The 19435-nt window shown below is 44.4% G+C and carries 20 protein-coding genes; 2 read left to right on the top strand and 18 right to left on the bottom strand.

The features are described from left to right. Positions 1-7 precede the first annotated feature (7 nt). The 3 genes from AT864_RS09570 to AT864_RS09560 all read right to left on the bottom strand — a co-directional run bounded on the left by AT864_RS09570 (position 8) and on the right by AT864_RS09560 (position 2836). On the bottom strand, positions 8-1144 hold the full coding sequence (locus AT864_RS09570; RefSeq protein WP_044746418.1) for a Glu/Leu/Phe/Val dehydrogenase: 1137 nt from the start codon (positions 1142-1144) through the stop codon (positions 8-10). Positions 1145-1156: 12 nt separating this feature from the next. Continuing rightward, entirely contained in the window at positions 1157-1555 is a 399-nt protein-coding gene (locus tag AT864_RS09565; protein ID WP_044746417.1) for a thioesterase family protein, read from the bottom strand. 324 nt (positions 1556-1879) lie between these two features. After that, positions 1880-2836: a nitronate monooxygenase family protein gene (locus AT864_RS09560; RefSeq protein ID WP_066148582.1), complete on the bottom strand. Its 957-nt coding sequence runs from the start codon at positions 2834-2836 to the stop codon at positions 1880-1882. A gap of 69 nt (positions 2837-2905) precedes the next feature. Here AT864_RS09560 and AT864_RS09555 point away from each other — a divergent pair, with 69 nt between their 5' ends. After that, positions 2906-3427 (top strand): gamma carbonic anhydrase family protein, encoded by a 522-nt coding sequence (locus tag AT864_RS09555; protein WP_044746478.1) that lies wholly within the window; start codon positions 2906-2908, stop codon positions 3425-3427. 325 nt (positions 3428-3752) lie between these two features. Here AT864_RS09555 and paaX read toward each other — a convergent pair whose 3' ends face one another. The 14 genes from paaX to AT864_RS09485 all read right to left on the bottom strand — a co-directional run bounded on the left by paaX (position 3753) and on the right by AT864_RS09485 (position 17121). Then, complete coding sequence (gene paaX, locus AT864_RS09550) at positions 3753-4628, bottom strand: phenylacetic acid degradation operon negative regulatory protein PaaX (RefSeq protein ID WP_183186979.1); 876 nt, start codon at positions 4626-4628, stop codon at positions 3753-3755. A 188-nt stretch (positions 4629-4816) separates the two neighbouring features. Then, entirely contained in the window at positions 4817-5593 is a 777-nt protein-coding gene (locus AT864_RS09545; protein WP_066148577.1) for an enoyl-CoA hydratase-related protein, read from the bottom strand. A 17-nt stretch (positions 5594-5610) separates the two neighbouring features. Beyond that, positions 5611-6816 (bottom strand): acetyl-CoA C-acetyltransferase, encoded by a 1206-nt coding sequence (locus AT864_RS09540; protein WP_044746413.1) that lies wholly within the window; start codon positions 6814-6816, stop codon positions 5611-5613. Between the two features lie 15 nt (positions 6817-6831). Further along, complete coding sequence (locus AT864_RS09535; protein WP_066148576.1) at positions 6832-7689, bottom strand: 3-hydroxyacyl-CoA dehydrogenase; 858 nt, start codon at positions 7687-7689, stop codon at positions 6832-6834. An 87-nt stretch (positions 7690-7776) separates the two neighbouring features. Then, positions 7777-9294, bottom strand: a complete 1518-nt coding sequence (locus tag AT864_RS09530; protein WP_044746411.1) for an aldehyde dehydrogenase — start codon at positions 9292-9294, stop codon at positions 7777-7779. A 22-nt stretch (positions 9295-9316) separates the two neighbouring features. Continuing rightward, positions 9317-10090 carry an enoyl-CoA hydratase-related protein gene (locus AT864_RS09525; RefSeq protein ID WP_066148573.1) on the bottom strand — a complete coding sequence of 258 codons (774 nt, stop codon included), beginning with the start codon at positions 10088-10090 and terminating at the stop codon, positions 9317-9319. A 13-nt stretch (positions 10091-10103) separates the two neighbouring features. Further along, positions 10104-10880 (bottom strand): enoyl-CoA hydratase/isomerase family protein, encoded by a 777-nt coding sequence (locus AT864_RS09520; protein ID WP_044746409.1) that lies wholly within the window; start codon positions 10878-10880, stop codon positions 10104-10106. Continuing rightward, positions 10873-11184: an EthD family reductase gene (locus AT864_RS09515; protein ID WP_044746408.1), complete on the bottom strand. Its 312-nt coding sequence runs from the start codon at positions 11182-11184 to the stop codon at positions 10873-10875. Before AT864_RS09515 ends, AT864_RS09520 begins: the two co-directional genes overlap by 8 nt. Positions 11185-11209: 25 nt before the next feature. Beyond that, complete coding sequence (paaD, locus tag AT864_RS09510; protein ID WP_044746407.1) at positions 11210-11689, bottom strand: 1,2-phenylacetyl-CoA epoxidase subunit PaaD; 480 nt, start codon at positions 11687-11689, stop codon at positions 11210-11212. 43 nt (positions 11690-11732) lie between these two features. After that, a complete protein-coding gene (paaC, locus tag AT864_RS09505; protein WP_044746406.1) occupies positions 11733-12575 on the bottom strand; it encodes a 1,2-phenylacetyl-CoA epoxidase subunit PaaC in 843 nt (280 codons plus the stop codon). After that, positions 12551-12904 carry a 1,2-phenylacetyl-CoA epoxidase subunit PaaB gene (paaB, locus tag AT864_RS09500; RefSeq protein ID WP_044746405.1) on the bottom strand — a complete coding sequence of 118 codons (354 nt, stop codon included), beginning with the start codon at positions 12902-12904 and terminating at the stop codon, positions 12551-12553. Before paaB ends, paaC begins: the two co-directional genes overlap by 25 nt. A gap of 13 nt (positions 12905-12917) precedes the next feature. Then, positions 12918-13883, bottom strand: coding sequence for a 1,2-phenylacetyl-CoA epoxidase subunit PaaA (gene paaA / locus AT864_RS09495; RefSeq protein WP_066148569.1), 966 nt, complete (start codon positions 13881-13883; stop codon positions 12918-12920). 98 nt (positions 13884-13981) lie between these two features. Then, positions 13982-15307: a phenylacetate--CoA ligase PaaK gene (gene paaK, locus AT864_RS09490; RefSeq protein ID WP_066148567.1), complete on the bottom strand. Its 1326-nt coding sequence runs from the start codon at positions 15305-15307 to the stop codon at positions 13982-13984. Positions 15308-15708: 401 nt separating this feature from the next. After that, positions 15709-17121 (bottom strand): PLP-dependent aminotransferase family protein, encoded by a 1413-nt coding sequence (locus AT864_RS09485; protein ID WP_231734623.1) that lies wholly within the window; start codon positions 17119-17121, stop codon positions 15709-15711. A 112-nt stretch (positions 17122-17233) separates the two neighbouring features. Here AT864_RS09485 and AT864_RS09480 point away from each other — a divergent pair, with 112 nt between their 5' ends. After that, positions 17234-17779, top strand: coding sequence for a pyridoxamine 5'-phosphate oxidase family protein (locus tag AT864_RS09480; RefSeq protein ID WP_066148722.1), 546 nt, complete (start codon positions 17234-17236; stop codon positions 17777-17779). 85 nt (positions 17780-17864) lie between these two features. Here AT864_RS09480 and megL read toward each other — a convergent pair whose 3' ends face one another. Further along, the gene (megL, locus tag AT864_RS09475) at positions 17865-19049 is read right to left on the bottom strand and encodes a methionine gamma-lyase (RefSeq protein ID WP_066148565.1); all 1185 of its coding nucleotides are present in this window, start codon (positions 19047-19049) and stop codon (positions 17865-17867) included. Between the last annotated feature and the right edge of the window lie 386 nt (positions 19050-19435).

Below are 19435 nucleotides of genomic sequence, written 5' to 3'. Positions count from 1 at the left end.
TCATTATTTACAGACGAATATCCCATTTCGGACGCTTTTTATGAGAGAAGAAATTATTTCTTCTGCTTCGCATTTCCAGCCGCTTTTCACAGAAGCGGTTCGCAGCTTCGATCGTTGTAAGTTGTTCATTTTCCGCTTGTGTATAAATATCAAGAAGCGTCGAATAAATGGCTTTCGTCTTTTGCAGCACGCGTTCTTTATTTGGGCCGTATAATTCATCCGATACTTGAATGAGGCCACCTGCATTGACAATATAATCCGGCGCGTATAAAATGCCTCTTTCTTGCAGCATCTGACCATGCCGTACATCAAGCAATTGGTTATTGGCAGAACCGACAATGGCTCTTACTTTAAATGCATCAATGGTGTCGTCGTTGACAACATTTCCAAAAGCACATGGCACAAACACATCTGCATCGGTTCGGTATATTTCGTCACCTTGTACCACTTTTACCGAGCCGCCGATTTCTTTCGCATAGGAAACAATCGAATCAACAGCCGCTTGGTTAATGTCGCAAACATAAAGGTTGGCACCTTTTTCTAACAGCTGCTCTGCCACCTTATAACCAACCTTGCCAAGCCCTTGAATCGCATACGTTTTGCCTTGGAGGTCGTCGCTTCCCCATAACGCTTTGTTCGTCGCTTGCAGGCCGTAAATCACACCCAACGCTGTCGGAACGGAGGAGTCACCGCTTCCGCCATACTCTTGCGGCACACCGACGATACAGTCCGTTTCCTTCATCGCATGTACGAAATCTTCTGGAGTTGTCCCCATATCTGTTCCTGTATAGAAACGGCCGTTTAACGATTCAACAAACTGGCCCAGCGCTCGAAACAATTCCGGTGTTTTATCTTTATTCGGATCACCAATGATAACCGCCTTTCCTCCACCAAAATCGACATCGGCCGCAATGCATTTATACGTCATTCCTTTTGAAAGGCGAAGTACATCAAAAAGCGCTGCATCAACAGTAGGGTACGGCTGCATACGACAGCCACCGAGAGCCGGCCCTAACGTCGTATTATGAATGGCAATAATCGCTTTCAAGCCTGTTTGTTCATCATTGCAAAAAATGACTTGCTCATGCTCCTTCATTTGTGTAAATAAATCAATGGATTTCCATTCATTTGTAACCGCATTCATTCCCTCTTCCTCCTATGAATGTAGTGTCGCTTGAAGCATCTCCTTAATTTTTTCCTTTGGCAAAATGACTTGCTTGACCTCGCCCACACCAATCAATCTTTCGCCATTTTTCGCTTCCACCTTCGTCATCACAACATGATCGCGAAGCTCCGTTACCGTGGCCGTAACGGTTACCGTCGATCCTTCCAGAGTTGGGGCCACATGCTTAACAAAAACAGCTGCCCCCATTCCTTCCTCATGATCTTCAAGATACGGCAATATAATTTTTCGCGATGCCCATTCCATGTGATACACCATCGAAACCGTCGAATAAACCGGATGAACGACATGGCCTTCAAATTGCGCAAACATATCAGGAGTGACAACCGCCTCCACAACAGCTGTATCTCCAACTTTCATCCCTCGTTTCATTTCTCCACCCCTCTTAATAATACGAGAATAATATAAGACGTTTTATAAACGTAATAAAAAAATAACATTTTCAATATGCTAGACTATTAGATCAAAACATTTTTAAATTAGGTTTTATCAAGATATTTTAGCGATGTAAAGCGTTTAAATTGTAAACGTTTACACAATTAACATCATAAAAATATTTATTAACGTTAAAATAACGTTATGATAATTAAATATTATCAACCGATAAAATCAAAAGTCAATAATTTTCTCAAAAATTGAATCATTACAAAAAAAGCCCCTCATCATGGAGGCGCTTTTATATTTTCTATATAAAAATTATTGTTCTAAAAACATTTCGCGAAGCTCATTCCATTGTTGTTTCGCTTCACTCATCATTTGGTCAAACAGCTCCTGTACAGTCGGTATATCTTGAATAAATCCAGAAATTTGACCAGCGTTCACAAAGCCTTCGACAAAATCACCAGAAAGAGCTCCACGGCGGTGATAGTCCTCTGATGTGTAACGGTTAAATTCTTCAAGAGTAACTCCTGACTTTTCATAGTCAAGCAACTTTTCCGCATAGGCTGTGCGCATAATTCTCCGCACTCTGCCGACTGTACGACCAACGATAACAGTTTCATTTTCTCCAGCCTTTATTACAAGCTGCTTATAATCTTCATGGAAAGGAGCATCTTTGGTCGCTATCAATCTGGTCCCCAGTTGCACCCCTTTTGCTCCGAGAGCCAAAGCAGCGAGCAACCCCTTCCCATCGCCAATGCCTCCTGCTGCAATCACCGGCACACGAACCGCTCGGGCAATTTGCGGGATTAAAGTCATGGTCGTCAATTCGAGATGCGAATTAATTCCCGCTGCTTCATATCCTTCCGCAACCAGCGCGTCTGCACCAGCAGCCTCAGCCTTTTGCGCTTGTCTTACCGATGCTGTCACCACGATCACCTTCACTCCCCGTTCCTTCAGCATCGGAATAATAGGGGCGGGATTTCCCGCTGATAATGAAACCACCGGAATCTTGTGCTTAAACACTAACGAGAGCATTTCCTCTATATACGGAGTTACTTGAATGGGAATATTAACAGAAAAAGGACGATTGGTTCTCTGGCGTGTTTCCACAAGAATATTCTCCACCTCATCAGGTGTCATCGTTCCCACACCAATCGTTCCAAGGCCCCCCGCCTCGGAAACCGCGCTTGTCAGCTGAGCATTGCTAATATTCCCCATCCCCCCTTGAATAATGGGATAACGAATATGAAAAAAACGACAAATATCATTCATGAAATTCTCTCCCCGTTAAAAATATGTTATACTTATCATAACCTTATCACATTTGAGGAGAGATTGAAAATGCTTTATTCATATAACGGAAAAACCCCAGATGTTGACCAAACCGTCTTTATTGCTCCCGGAGCCCATATTATTGGCGATGTGAAAATCGGCAAAGAATCGACTATTTGGTTTAATGCGGTGCTTCGCGGGGATGAAGCGCCGATTACAATTGGAGAGCGGTGCAGCATTCAAGATAATTCCACATGCCACTTATATGCCGAATTTCCGCTTGTCATTGAAGATGAAGTAACCGTTGGTCATAATGTCATTTTACATGGATGCACGATTCGAAGACGCTCCATCATCGGCATGGGCTCAACCATTTTAGATGGAGCAGAAATTGGCGAAGAATGCATTATTGGCGCCAATACGCTTATTCCACCGGGCAAAAAAATTCCGCCACGGTCACTTGTGGTCGGCTCGCCTGGTAAGATCGTCCGCGAAATTAATGAAAAAGATTTAGAGCTTATTCAGTTGTCCATTGACACATATGTACAAAAAGGAAAAGAATATCGCGAACTGCTAAATCACTCCCGTTAATAGGTGCAGCTATAATAAAAAAAGCACAAGATCATCCTTGTGCCTCATATGGTAGACAAAGTCCATTTTGACTTTGTCTATTATTATTTTCCCCATTCCTTTCCATCGTTTCCGTCGCGGGCTGTCCTGAAAGCGCTTGGCAGACCAAGGGACGCAGCCAAACGGAGACGCGAGTGTGAACAAGCAAGGCAAATGGCATCGTACACGCCTGAGACACAAGGTCATTTTCGTGCTTTTTCTATGGATAATTCTCATAAGACCGGACCCCAAATCATCTTCTGAACATCGACGCTCCAAGACAAACCTGCGGCTTGGGCCCAATAGATTATTCCATCATCAGCTCATGAGTATAGACATCGTATTGTGTATCTTTTTTTATTAATTCATTTCCATTTGTGAACACTTCTTCAAAAAAGCGGCTTGCCGGCTTAGCCAGCTCTTTATAGTATTCACTAAACAGCGAAGCCGCATGACTGCCCATCCATTCTTTCGGCAATAGCTCTTCTGGCAGCCCCGGATCAATGAATAAAAACTTCCGATACTCGTGAACGAGTTTCGTCCGCTCTACGAAGCATTCCGCATCTGTCATTTCGCCCCGTTGAATTTTATTTTTATCAATGATGTATTTTTGACTGTACACCGAAATAAATTCTTCGTATTTCTGGTTGATCGCTTCTAAATCCCAACATTTTTCAACAAGCCGTGCATTCGTGTGCGGACCGTCATATTCGGAAATAAAAAAGTCGACATACGGCTCAATTTGATATTTATCAATGAGATCATATACTTGTTTCTCTAAATGGTTCGGAGAGATCCAGCAGCTGTTGGAAATCGTTCCAAATCCGCTCCATACCAACTCTTTTCGCAGTTCATCCCGCAGGGAGCGCTTTTCCTCAGGAATCGTGTAAACAAAAATGCGCCACTTTCCATCCCATTTTTCTGGACGGATTTTGTAAATCCGCTTCGCTGCCTCCTCCATCCGTTTTATGCCGCGCGGTGTCAGCGAATAATAGCTCTTGTTCCCTTTTTTTTCTGCTTGCACCCATCCTTGTTTACTCATGCGAGAAATCGCCGCACGCACTGCCTGGTCGTTATGGCCGAACTCTTTTAGCAGCCGAATCAGGCTACCAATCCAAATTTGGTTGCCATAATGGCGAATATAGTCTCCATAAATCGTAAAAATCATTGATCGTGTATTTATGCTCATATTTGACACCCTTTGTCCCTACCGTTTTCGCTTATTTCCTATTTAGCAAGGGGTTCCCTTCCGACACTTTCATGGTTCAGTATTTTAGCAAATTTTTATAACATTTACAATACGAATAGCATAAAAAGCATCTGATGATAAAACGGGAGCCTCATGTGATGGAGCTCCCGTTTGTTTTTTTCTTATTCACCAGTAAAATGGGGCTTGCGTTTTTCACTAAATGCTGCTAATGCCTCAAGACGATCCTTAGTCGGAATCGTCTGCTCATACGCCTTCGCCTCAATTGACAGCCCTGTTTGCAAGTCGACGTTCATCCCTTGCTGGATGGCGAATTTCGCTTGCCGCAATGCAATGGGACCATTTTGCAGCATTTCATGCGCTAGCGCCTCGCAGCTTGGCAGCAACTCTCCTTTTTCCACTACTTTTGTTAAAAGACCATATGCATACGCTTCGTCAGCTGTTATTTTGCGAGCAGTGAGAATCAACTCTTTTGCTTTTGCCTCGCCAATCAACCGCGGTAAACGCTGGGTTCCGCCGGCTCCCGGAATAATCGCCCAGCTTACCTCGGTAAGCCCCATCACCGCTTCCTTCACTGCAATTCGAAAATCGCATGAAAGCATTAGTTCAAATCCACCGCCAAAAGCATAGCCGTTTACCGCTGCAATCGTCGGCTGGGGCAAATGGGCCACCGCATCAAACACATCGCGAATTTTCTTGACATTGCGGCGCACCTCTGTCTCTGACAGCGTTTTGCGCTCTTTTAAATCCGCTCCTGCACTAAAAGCTTTATCGCCTGCTCCCGTAAAAATCACCACCCGGATGTCACGATCAAAATAAATTTGATCGACTACCTCGCCCAGTTGCACCAGTGTCGCATAGTCAAAACAGTTCATGACTTCCGGGCGATGAATCGTGACAAATCCGATATAATCACGTTTTTCTAATAAAATATTCGCCACGGCTCTTCCTCCTTTTACTAGACATCCAGGTTTTCAACAATGGTAGCGATTCCTTGTCCCACGCCAATACACATGGTTGCCAGACCGTATCGGACCTTTCTTTTTTTCATCTCATAAATTAAGGTTGTTAAAATGCGGGCACCACTAGCTCCAAGCGGATGACCAAACGCAATCGCTCCACCATTGACATTAACAATGTCTTTATTCAGTTCAAGCTGTTTGATGCACTCTAATGACTGGGAAGCAAACGCTTCGTTAAGTTCAACTAAACCGATATCGTTCACCGTTAAACCGGCTCGCTGCAACGCTTTTCTCGTCGCATAAATCGGACCGAGCCCCATCACGGCCGGTTCTAAGCCGGCGACCGCAGAAACCGTATATTTCACAAGCGGCTTCATGCCTAGCTTTTGGGCTTTTTCTGCACTCATGAGCAATAAGGCGGCTGCTCCGTCATTAACACCAGAAGCATTCCCTGCGGTGACTGTCCCATTTTCAAAAAGCGGACGCAATTTTGCTAGCTTTTCCATTGTTGTATCGGGACGCGGATGCTCATCTTTATCTACAACGATCTCTGCTCCCTTTCGATCGCGATACACAACGGGAACAAGCTCGTCGGCAAAACGGTGCGCTTCCATCGCTTTTTTGGCCTTCATTTGGCTTTCATAGGCAAACTCATCTTGCGCTTCACGAGAAATCCCATACCGCTTTGCGACATTTTCTGCCGTTTGCGGCATGCTGTCTGTACCGTACATTTCATGCAGTTTCGGATTAATAAAGCGCCAGCCGATCGTGGTATCGAACATTTCTAAATTGCCGCGCGGAAAATCTTGATCGGGCTTTGCCATAACAAACGGCGCGCGCGTCATACTTTCTGTTCCTCCGGCGATCACTATATCAGCTTCACCAACCATAATCGCCCGGGCAGCATAATTGACAGCATCCAAACCAGAGCCGCACAAGCGATTGACCGTTGTGCCTGCTACTTCAATTGGCAATCCAGCTAATAGCGCCGACATGCGCGCAACATTCCGATTGTCCTCCCCTGCCTGATTGGCATTTCCAAGCACGACTTCTTCGATTTCCTCGACTGGAAGCCCCGGATTGCGTTCGACTAATGCTCGAATCACAATGGCCCCTAAATCGTCCGGACGAACTTCCTTTAACGCTCCTTTATATCTTCCAATCGGCGTCCGGACCGCATCAACAATGACGACTTCTCGCATCGCTTCTTCTCCTTCCTACTCCTTGTTCGTATAGTCGTAAACTCCTTTTCCTGTTTTTCTCCCAAGTCGTCCTGCCTTAACGTATTGCTCCAGTAACGGCGCCGGACGGTATTTTTCTCCTAGCTTTTCATGCAAGTATTTTAAATTGTTTAACCGAGTATCTAAGCCTACTAGATCAGCCAATTCAAATGGTCCCATTGGATAGTTAAGACCAAGCTTAATCGCTTTATCAATTTGGTCCGGTGTGCCGACACCTTCTTGCAGCATGTAAAATGCTTCATTGCCCACCAATGCGCTAATTCGGCTTGTCACAAAGCCCGGAAACTCATTCACAACCACCGTTTCTTTTCCCATTTGTTCAGCCACTTGCTGAATGACTTCGGCCGTTTCATCGCTTGTTTCCAATCCGCGAATAATCTCAACAAGCTTCATTTTATGGACCGGATTGAAAAAGTGCATGGCGATTACCTTTTCCGGACGTTTTGTAAACGAAGCAATCTCTGTCGGGCTCATCGTCGATGTATTTGTGGCAAAATAACATGCTTGTGGCGCATGCGCATCGATGGTTTCGAAAATTTGTTTTTTAATCTCTAATTTTTCCGGTACCGCTTCAATCACTAGATCGGCCGTTTGAACAGCCTCCGCTAAATTTGTTGAATACGACAAACGAGCTTGCGCTTCAAGTTTAGCGGCTTCCGATATCTTATTTAACGATACCGCTTTGTCAAAAATCGCATCGATTTCTTTTTTCGCACTTTGCAGCTGCTCTTCTTTTATATCAACCAACATGGTGACAAAGCCGCCAGCTGCGCTGACATAAGCAATGCCCCTTCCCATCACTCCTGAGCCGACGACGACAATACGGCGAACCATAGCAATCCTCTCCTTATTATTCATGTATTTATATATAGAAGTGAAAACGAGCACCCATCCGCAGATGGAAGTGCTCGAATTTGCGCATTACAAACCGAAAGGATTGAGCGGACGGCTTCCGTAGTATGACAAGATGCTTTTTGTCTCTGTATATAAGTCAAGCGTTTCAATGCAAAGCTCGCGTCCGAAGCCAGATTGTTTATAACCGCCAAACGGCGTTCCTGGGAATGCGGAGAATGGACTATTGATCATGACGATGCCGGCTTGAATTTGCTTCGCCACCCGGATCGCTCGGCCATGGTCTTTTGTCCAAATCGCTGAACCTAATCCGTATTCGCTATCGTTTGCCAGCTTGACAACCTCTTTTTCATCACTAAACTTCATCACAACAACCACTGGTCCGAAAATTTCTTCTTTGACTACTTTCATGCTGTGATTGACATTTGTAATAATAGTCGGCTCATACCAGTAACCGTTTTCAAATCCTTCAACCTTTGCTTCTTTCCCCCCTGTCACAACCGTTGCCCCTTCTTCAAGTGCCGAACGAACATATCCGTCAATGACTTCTAATTGTTCACGGCTAATGATCGCTCCGACATGTGTCCCTTGGTCAAATGGGTTGCCAAGCTTTAATTTCTTTGTTTTCTCCACAAATTTTTCCATAAATTGCTCATAAATGCTTTCATGTACATATAAACGAGAACGCGCTTCGCATGATTGTCCCGTATTGTAGAAGATACCGAATAAAGCCCCGTCCACAGCCGCATCAAGATCCGCATCCTCAAAAATGATGTTCGGCGATTTTCCACCAAGCTCCAATGTAACGCGTTTTAGCGTCTTCGATGCTTTCTCCATAATATCTTTGCCAACTGGGGTGGAACCGGTAAAGGCTACTTTATCGACAAGCGGATGCTCCACTAAATAATTGCCCACTTCGGAGCCCGAACCTGTTACAACGTTGACAACACCTTCCGGCACCCCTGCCTCATGGCAAATCTCCGCAAGCACAATGCATGTTAATGGTGTTAATGAAGCTGGCTTGACAACGACAGAGCAGCCGACAGCAATAGCCGGAGCAATTTTCCACGCTGCCATCATCAACGGATAATTCCACGGAATAATTTGTGCACATACACCGACTGGTTCTTTTTCTGTAAAGTTATGAAATGCTCCTGGCATGTTGTTGACCGTTCCACGATGGCCGACAATTGCACTTGCATAAAACTCAAAATCTTCGATCGCCTGCATGACTTGTCCTTGGGCAGCAGAAAGCGATTTCCCCGTATCTAAAATCTCCAACTCCACTAGCTCATTAAAGCGAGAGCGCATGATAGAAGCGATCTTGTTAAGGATACGCGCCCGTTTATTCACTGTAAAATGACGCCATTTCCCATAGTCGAATGCTTGACGCGCCGCTTGAATCGCCCGTTCTGCATCTTCCTTTGTTCCTTTGGCTACTTGCGCCACCGGTTCGCCTGTTGCTGGATTATAGGTTGTAAACGTTTCCCCTGAAGAACCTTCCACACGCTCACCATTAATAATGAGATGATATTTCTCACGCTTCATTTCAAGTTTTTCCATTTTTTGTTCTTTTACTGTTGACATATCATACACGCTCCCTTTTTCCTTATTTTCCTTTGAATACTGCCGGACGCTTTTCGAAAAATGCGCGTACTCCTTCGCGATGATCTTCTGTCAATCCAGCAATTCTCTGACCATACGCTTCTTTTTCCAAATATTCCGCAAATGAACCGCTCCCGCTTTCGCGCAAAAGACGTTTGATCAATCCAATCGCTTTTGTCGGCATTTGCGCGAGCTTTGCCGCAAATCGTTGCACTTCGGTTTCCCATTCTGATTCAGGAATCACAGCTGTCACGAGCCCAAGCTCATAGGCTGTTTGTGCGCTTACTTTTTCTCCTAAAACAGCAAGCTCAAGTGTTTTGGCGTGGCCAATTAACCGCGGTAAATAGTAAAGGTTTCCGGCATCAGGAACCAAGCCAACATGAATAAACGCTTCAATAAAGCTTGCTTTTTCGGAAGCGAGCCGGAAATCGCAAGCCAATGCTAAGCTCATTCCCGCCCCCGCTGCCACGCCATTAACAGCGGCAATAACGGGTTTTTCAAAATGATGAAGCGCTTTCATCATTGGCGCATAGCGCGTCCGCAAAACCTCTCCGTGATCCAATTCTTCCGTGACGCCAGCGAGGTCTTCGCCTGAGCAGAAGGCTCTTCCTTCACCAGTGATGACAACACTGCGAACCATTTCGTCACCAGCGGCCTGCTTAAGCGCTGAGACAATCTCTTTATTCATTTGCTCCGTAAATGCATTTAGCTTATCCGGCCGCTGAAGGATCAGCCACGCCACATGCTCGCGGACTTCATAACGAATCGTTTCGTACAACGAACAGCCCTCCTTACTTTCCTTTAAAATTCGGCTTGCGTTTTTCCATAAATGCTTGCATGCCTTCTTTTTGATCTTCTGATGAGAAAAGAAGATAAAAGTTTTTCCGCTCAAACTGCATTCCTTCATATAAGGAATAATCGACCGCTTTATGAACGGCTTCTTTAATGAAACGAACCGACAAAGGAGGCTGTTGAGCAATTTTTTTGGCTAGCTTGATCGTTTCTTCCAAAAGCAGCTCTGGTGCCACAACGCGATTGACAATTCCAAGCTCGTAGGCTGTTTTTGCTGACATCCTTTCCCCTGTCCAAAGCCATTCGAGCGCTTTTGTTTTACCGATTAATTTTGTCAGACGCTGCGTGCCGCCAGCTCCGGGCATCACGCCAATATTGACTTCAGGAAACCCGAATTCAGCTGTCTCTGAAGCCAGCAGGAGATCGCAGCTCAGCGCTAATTCAAACCCTCCTCCTAATGCAAAGCCATGTACAGCGGCAATCATCGGTTTTTTTATCCATGCTAAACGATCCCACTCTGCGAATTGATTCAGCATTTCTAAGGTAATCGAATCGTCGTCCGCCATTTCATCAATATCAGCTCCAGCAGCAAATGCGCGCCCTTTTCCCGTTAAGACCATGACCCGCACATCATCATGACGGTCATACTCTTCCATTGCCTTTACAATTTCCGTCACCATTTGACGGTTTAGCGCATTCAGTACATGAGGACGATTCAATTCAATCACAGCAATCGAGCCCTCGATATACGTTTGAATATGCGCGTATTTACTCATTTCCGACTTCCTCGCCAATCATCATTGTCACAAGCTCGCCGGCAAATGACATCAAATCCTTTGCGGACGCTTTTGCTTCACTTGTTCTCATCGCTTCTTTTAACGCTTCATGACTGTCGTAATACATTTCGCATAGTAAATAATATTCGCTTTCTCCCCCCATTGGCGTGCCGACAATTTTGGTTACCTCCATTTTGCGCAGCCCTGGGATTTTCGCTGTAATCGGTGCGTGTGTTCCAAAATAATGCTCATCAAACGCATTTTTATCCTTTGGTTGCTTATAAAGTGCGATCATTTTTACCATTTGTCTCTTCTCCTTTTTTCGTTTTTTACATCCATATCGAAATTGGTTTTAGCGCTTCAAATGGGTTCTTGCATTGTTTACAATAAAAAATGCTGCGGCAGGCGGTCGGACCAAAGACATTTTCCATCATTGTATAAGTGGAGGTGCAATATGGACACTCAATTTGCCATTCGCCGTTGGGACCCATTTGTTTCGGCGGCGGAGCAATTCCAAACTCCTTCAATTTTTCACGACCCTCTTCTGTAATCCGTTCCGATGTCCATGGCGGATGGTTAATAAATTCAACGGTTACGCGCTTGATTCCTTCTAAACTGGAAAGAACTTGTTCGACACGCTGTCGAATAATATCAAGCGCCGGACAGCCAATAAAGGTCGGCAGCAATTGAACAACCACTTCCCCGTTTGTAAACTGGACCTTTTCTACCATCCCTAAATCCAAAACGCTGACGGAATCAATTTCAGGATCTTTAACCGCATCCAACGCCGTTTTGATTTTCTCGATCATCCTATTAGCACCTCCCTTGTTTTTGGTAGTAGTGATCGATGAATTACCAAGCGGCAAGAGGATCCATTCGGTATACTTCAGACAAAGTGGCGATTGCCGATTCCAAATCTGGTGTATGTTCGCCGTTGCGGCCATTTCCGCGCTTCATCTGAAATGCGTTTGGCATTGTCAGATTGGCTTGTTCAAATACGGGTTTCATCGCTTGAATCCACCGCTCTGTTAGCACTTCCTCGCTGTCAATCAAACCGAATTCGACCATCTTGCTTCCTTTATTCCCTAGGGACAAGACACCACCAAAATCGTCCATCACTTTCTCAATCGCTTGAATCATCCGTTCGCGTGCTTCGCCCTGTGCATTGACAAGCTGAACAAACCATGTTTTCCAGTGCATCAAATGATAGTAAAGCTCCATATTGATCTTGATCGCCACCTGCGCTAGCGGCTCATAGGAACAGTTTTTCAATGAATCAATGCGGACCTTCTTCGCTTGTGCGTAGAAGTAATTTCTTACAACGGTAAACGCCCAGTCATAACGAGGCTCCTGTAAATAATGCCCCGGTCCGTTCACTTCCTCCAGTAAAATCGCATTGCGTCTTTCCGATGCTTCACGCCCATGCGCTAGATCATCAGCGCGGCCCATGCCGATCTCTTCAAGCAACTGATAATACATCGCTGCATGCCCCATCGTATCTTGGCTGATCGACGAAAACGCGACATCTTCTTCAATATGAGGGGCAAGCCCCAGCCATTCAGAACCACGATACGCCAAAATAAAATCATCATCAGCCAGCTGAAATAATAGCTCCACAAGCGCTTCTTGATATTCAGGGTATTGCTTCAATTCTTCCGGTTTCGTGATTTTCATCGCTGAATCTCGCCCTTCCATGACAGAATTTCTTTCTCATCCAACATTTGCTGTTCATATTGCCGCCATTTCTTTTTCAAATATCCATATCCTTTTGTCGTACGGTAATCCTTATTATCCAGACGTTTTAGCGCTTCTTTTTCTTCCTCTGTCATCTGACGAATGTCAGAACGTTTTACAACCCAAATATCAGAGACAGGTTCACGACGCATAAAATTTTCTTGAGCCATTACTAGCGCGATTTCATGATTTGGTGCCAGCAGGCTAAATTGATGCTGCAGCGGCGCTGTATCGTTTTTTCTGCTAAAAACCTCAAATACTTGATAAAAGCCTTTTCCGTTATGATTCATAACGATCCCCCCATTACACGGCTGATGAACAGCTTAACGCTTCGCGAACCCAAGCGTTGTTCCGATATGACAATTCTCGGAGGCGAAGACGCTCTTTGGATTTCGGTCCATTATTGCGAATGATTTCTTTAAATTGGCTCCAATCCGGCTGACGATACACCCATTTTCCTTGCGTCTCATCATAGTGCATCGTGTCATCTGGAAGCTTAAGTCCAAGCGATAAAATGCGTGGTACATATTTCGTAAAGAAGTCTTGGCGCAGCTGCTCATTCGTTTTTGTGCGGATGCGATATTTAATGGTGATATCTTGCTTCGATGTCCCTGTTGTCGATGCATTGTCAGGTCCAAAGAACATAAGCAGTGCATCCCACCAGCGATTTAGCGCGCCTTGAATCATTTCCTTTTGCTCTTCCGTCCCTTCTGCAAGCGCTAAAATAATCGATTCTCCATGCTGAGCATGGAATACCTCTTCGGCACAAATCCGTTTTAAAGCGCGTGCATATGGACCGTAAGATGCATCAAGCATATTCGTTTGTGTAATAATCGCAGCTCCATCGACAAGCCAGCCAATTAAGCCAGCGTCTCCCCATGTTGGCGCAGGCATATGAAACACATTATGAAACTTTAAATCTCCTTTAAATAAATCTTGCATAATTTCTTCACGTGTTTTTCCAAGAGGCGCCATTAAATCCTCTGCAACACGAAGCAAAAGCTGACCGTGTCCCATTTCATCTTGCACTTTCGCCATAATACCAAGCTTTCTTCGCAAAGACGGAGCCTTTGGAACCCATTCTTTTTCAGGGAGCGCGCCCATGATTTCGCTAATTCCATGCATAGAGATTAATTTAATCAATGTTAGACGGTATTCTTGCGGCATCCAATCATCTGCTTCAATCTTTTCACCAGCTTCAATTCGTTCCATAAATCGCTGATGCTTCTCTTCTTCTGACAAGCGTTCAAACGATGTAATGACAGTCATTGATATGACCCTCCTAATTATATAACGTTATTTTAACGTAATTATAAAATAACGTTATAAATATTTCAATAATGAAAATTGTTATAATTGAGTATTTTTCATATTTTCGCCTTTTCTTTGCGGCGATCAATGATCCGAATCGCCTTTCCTTCCGAACGAGGAAGTGTTTTTGGCGTATGGATCTCTACGTTCATCGATACAAGACAGTAGTTTTTCAACAAATGCTGAATGTGTTTTTTCAACAGCATCACGCGTTCATGCTTAATGTCCCCGCTGATTTCTCCAATAAACTCCTCATTGACCTCCACGTGCAATTCAACAACATCGAGTGTTCCTTTGCGGTCAAGATGAATTTGATAATACGGAGCTAATTCAGGAACGGTAAGCAAATAATGTTCAATTTCGGATGGGAATACATTCACTCCGCGAATAATTAGCATATCATCGACACGCCCTTTGACGCGCGACATTCTTGTCGTTGTTCTACCGCATTTACACCGTTCTCTTGTAATGGAAGCGATGTCACCGGTACGGTAGCGAAGCACAGGGAACGCTTCTTTTGTAAGACTTGTAAATACAAGCTCTCCTTCTTCTCCATCCGCGACTGGCTCAAGCGTTTTTGGATTTATGACTTCCACGTAGAAATGATCATCCGCAATATGCAATCCATCCTGTGCTTCATGACATTCCATTGCTACGCCAGGTCCAATCACTTCACTTAATCCATAAATATCACAAGCTTTAATCGCAAAAGCTTCTTCAAGCGTTCTTCGCATTTCCTCGGACCAAGGCTCCGCCCCGAAAACGCCATATTTTAATGATGTTTGCCGCGGATCTTTCCCAAGCTCGCGCATGCGTTCCGCAATGTTTAATACATAAGAAGGAGTACCGCAAATGACTTCAGGACGAAAATCTTCAATTAATGTCACTTGTCTGTCTGTGTTTCCTCCTGATACAGGCACTGTCACCATCCCCAGCCGCTCGCTTCCGTAATGCAAGCCAAGTCCTCCGGTGAACAAACCGTAACCGTATGCGTTATGCAACACTTTACCCGGTTCTCCGCCAGCAGTAGCGATGGCGCGCGCGACAATGTCAGACCAATTTTCAATATCATGTTTTGTATAGGCCACCACCGTCGGTTTTCCGCTTGTACCGCTTGAAGCATGGATACGTACTGCTTCACGTAGATCGACAGCCAACAATCCAAACGGATAATGGTCGCGCAAATCCTTTTTCGTTGTGAACGGAAGCTTGCGGATATCTTCAAGCGAGCGAATATGCTCTGGCTTTACATTCCGTTCATTCAGCTTGCCGCGATAAAATGGAACCTTCTCATACACCCTTTCAACCGTTTGCTGCAGTCTCTGTAGCTGCAGCTTTTCCATTTCATACTTCGAAAACGTCTCAACATCATGCAAAATCATTTTCCCATCCCCTTTAAAACGCTTTCATTTTTTTATAAAAATTAAACACCTATTACGTTTAAATAACGTTATAAGTGTTTAACATCATATTTAAGTTAAAAATAGCGCTAACATTGCAAATTGTCAATTATTTTTTACTATTCCCGTTCATCTTAGGACCTTTCACCTACCGCATCGTTCTTAAAGATAAAGAACTTGAAAACTTCTTCTGATAGCTGCGATGCTAGTTTCAATATAACTCAACTATATGGATGTAATGGGACATCATAACATTTTCAGCAATGTGGAGTTTGGGACGTTTTTCAACCATCGGATAACCAACATTCAGCTATAAGCTCATCCTTTTCTTCTATATTGTATAGCGGTTATCCCGTCTCTCTATTTTGTCCGAGCTCTCTTCCTTATTTTCTCGTTGCTTGAACAATATCTTTCAAGAGTTGTATTGCTTCTATCATTTCTTGTTCTGCCATGCTTCCAAATCCTAACAAAATATAAGGTGGAGGAGATGTTTGGGAATCAAACCAATACTTTGCCACAGAATAAATGTGAATGCCCCTTCCTTTTGCTTCCTCGACTAGCCGATCCGCATCCATAACATGATGAAAGTGAACAAGCAAGTGCAATCCAGCCTTTTCGCCAATAATGGTGGCATAATCACCAAAATGCTCATAAATCGCATGGATCAGCGTTTGGCGTTTTTTTGCATATACAGTGCGCATTTTTCGAATATGACGCTCCAAATAGCCTTTTTCCATAAATAACGCCAGTGCTTTTTGCACCACCGTCGCCACGGGCTGGTGATAGCTGGAAAACATCTGGTGAAACGAGCGAAGCAACCGGTTTGGCAATACCATATAACAAACACGAATGGCAGGCGTTAGCACTTTTGAAAACGTTCCGATATAGATGACGCGATCTTGCGTATCGAGCGCTTTTAGAGCAGGAACCGGTTTTCCTTCATATCGAAATTCGCTGTCGTAATCGTCTTCAATCAAAAACGCATTTCTCGTTTCTGCCCATTTTAATAGCTTTTGCCGTTTGCCAATCGGCAGTACCATTCCAAGCGGCAGCTGATGTGATGGGGTCACATAAGCAATGGTGGCATCACTCTGTTCCAATTCCGCAATATGTAAACCATCCTGTTCAAGTGAAATGGGGAGCACCTGATAACGATGGTTTATAAAGACGGCACGGATACCGTCATACGATGGATTTTCCATAGCGATTTTATTTTTTTCAGGTGAGAAAAGCTGACAAAGAAGTCCTGTTATTTGATGAATGCCAGCGCCGATGATCACCTGTTCATCTGAACAATGAATGCCGCGCGCCTGAAACAAATACCGGGCAATTTGCTGACGCAGCTTCCTTTCTCCTTGACGTTCACCATACCAAAGCAATTCCTCCCGCGATGCGTCCATTGCCTCGTTCAGGCAAGCGCGCCACGCTCGCAGCGGAAAATGGGCCGTATCAATATGGCCATAGCGAAAATCGTACCGATACCTCGATACAGGTGACACGGATAACGGAATCACAAGCGGCGGTTCTAACTTCATCCATACATCCTTATCAAATTCTTTGATGATAAATCCCTTCCGCGGCCGACTTTCAACATACCCTTCCGCTACAAGCTGTGCATAAGCGGCTTCCACCGTATTGCGGCTAATGCGCAAATGCTTGGCAAGAACGCGTATGGAAGGAAGCGCCTCACCCGTTTGGAGATGCCCTTTCGCCATTTCGCCTTTGATATATTCGTAAAGCTGTTCATAAAGTGGAAGTCGCCGCTCGCTGTCTAAATGCGGGGTTAATTCAATCATGTTTCCTCCTCCTCTGTCCCCTAAAAAATATCCAAAACTGCCACTATGCATCCATACAGCAGCTTTTTACAATGATTATAACAAAGGAACAGGAGGAAAAAATATGGATGAAATGAGAAGACCGCTATTAGCCTGTAACGATCAAGACAAAATTTCTGCCTTTCTCTCATCAGCAACCACCGGATATTTAGGATTAACTGACAACAGTGAACCATACGTTGTTCCTCTTAATTTCGTTTGGTGGAAAGGCGCCATATACATTCATGGAGCTGAATCAGGAAGAAAAATGGAAATAATAAATCGAAACAAACGGATCTGTTTTACTGTCAGTGAAAATTTTGGAACAATGGTCAATCCAGTACCAGCCAAAACAGATACAAGTTATATGAGTGTTATGATTTTTGGGGAGATCGAAATTGTTGCCGATTTGTCTGAAGCAACCGCCGCGATGCAAAAGCTGCTTGATAAATATGTTCCTGGTTACTTTTCCACTCCTCTTTCCAAACACCACGTCGATTCGTACCGTTCTTCAATGGGAAGCCGTACAATCGTCATGAAAATCATTCCAAAGGTGATAACGGCTAAGGAAAAGCCTTTAAACGAACAGCGTTTATTTTACAAAGGAAGACACGTAGCCGATGATGCAGGGATGGTCTAAAGTGATAAAAACTGAAAACACGACTGCCCCCTTCCTCTTTCTATGAAATAAAGCAGGCACATCAAGTGTCTGCTTTATCCTTCTTTCACAGCTGATTAAGCGCCTGTTCCAAGTCACTCCAAATATCTTCCCACGCTTCAAGTCCCACCGATAAGCGAAGGAGCGAGTCGCTAATTCCCATTTCCATTCTTGCTTTCTCTGGGACGACAGCATGTGTCATGGTGGCTGGATGCTGAATCAACGTCTCCGTATCTCCTAAGCTGACCGCGATATGAATCAGCCGCAAGCCATTGAGCAAGCGTTGAGCCTCTTCTTTCGTCCCTTTCACTTCAAACGAAATTAAACCGCCGCCGCGCTTCATTTGTTTTTGATAAATCGAATAGCTACAATGGTCCGGGTCGTTTGGATAATATACATTCGCAACAGCTGGGTGCTGCTTAAGGCGTTCCACAATTTTTTCAGCATTGTCGCAGTGGCGATCCATGCGCACTGCCAACGTTTTCACTCCACGCAACAAAAGCCAGGCATCAAACGGTGAAAGACCCCCGCCAATATCTTTTTGCGTCGTTTTAGCGATTTCCGCCATCAATTCTTTTGTTCCTACCGCGATACCAGCAATGACATCACCGTGGCCGCCAATGTATTTCGTTGCGCTATGGATGACAACGTCACAACCGAACAAAAGCGGCTGCTGCAAATACGGTGAACAAAATGTGTTATCTACAACAACCGTTATTCCGTGCTCTTTCGCGACTTTTACCACCATTTCCAAATCAATGAGCTTCATTGTTGGATTAATCGGCGTTTCTACATAAATACACACGGTTTCAGGACGAATGAGCTGACGAATTTGCTCTTCTGTTTCCATCGGGCAAAAATCGTGATCAATTTCGTATTTCTGCTTCATTAGCTGCAGCAAACCGAATGTACAGCCATATACTCCTTGCGAACATATCACGTGGTCATTCGCTTTTGTCAAAGCAACAAGCACAGCGGACACTGCCGCCATGCCTGAGCTAAACGCCAAGGCAGCCCCTCCCTCTTCCAAATAAGCCATTTTCTCTTCAAGTGCCCGGACCGTCGGATTAGCCAGCCGCGAATAAATGAATCCTTCCTCTTGCCCAGCAAAGCGTGCTTCTCCTTGCTCCGCCGTATCGAAAGTAAAGGTAGAGGTTTGAAAAATCGGAACGGCTAGACTTCCAAGATGCTCCTTCGTGCAATAACCGTGATGAATCGCTGCTGTTTCAAATCGCTTCTCTGTATATTTCATGACCAATCCCCCTATGTGGTAATAACTCTTCATCTTTAGTATACGATATGCCAAAATCTTTTGTAAGCGCTTTCTAGAAACTTGTTATCTATCTTATACTAGGTTGACATTGGCCGGGGATATCATTTATAGAGTCGAGTTGGCGAACCTTTGTCACACGATGTATGACGAAAAAGCAAATTACGAAACTCCTTCCACCGTTATTTTTTCACAGGCATGATTCGTTCCGTCTATTTTCTTTTCTTGCTGCCATACTAAGGATTTATCCTAACAAAATATGAAAAATTTTCCCCACAAATGTCAGATAGTATCTTGACAAATCCGCCGTTCCGTAAGATAATTCTGAAAAACAGTGATACTAATAATGGTACGGGACTAGTAAATCA

Origin of the sequence: Anoxybacillus sp. P3H1B, from assembly GCF_001560855.1 — a bacterium.
Lineage (GTDB): Bacteria > Bacillota > Bacilli > Bacillales > Anoxybacillaceae > Anoxybacteroides > Anoxybacteroides rupiense.
Note: the sequence above shows the minus strand (reverse complement) of the source record. Positions and strands in the feature narration are given on the sequence as shown.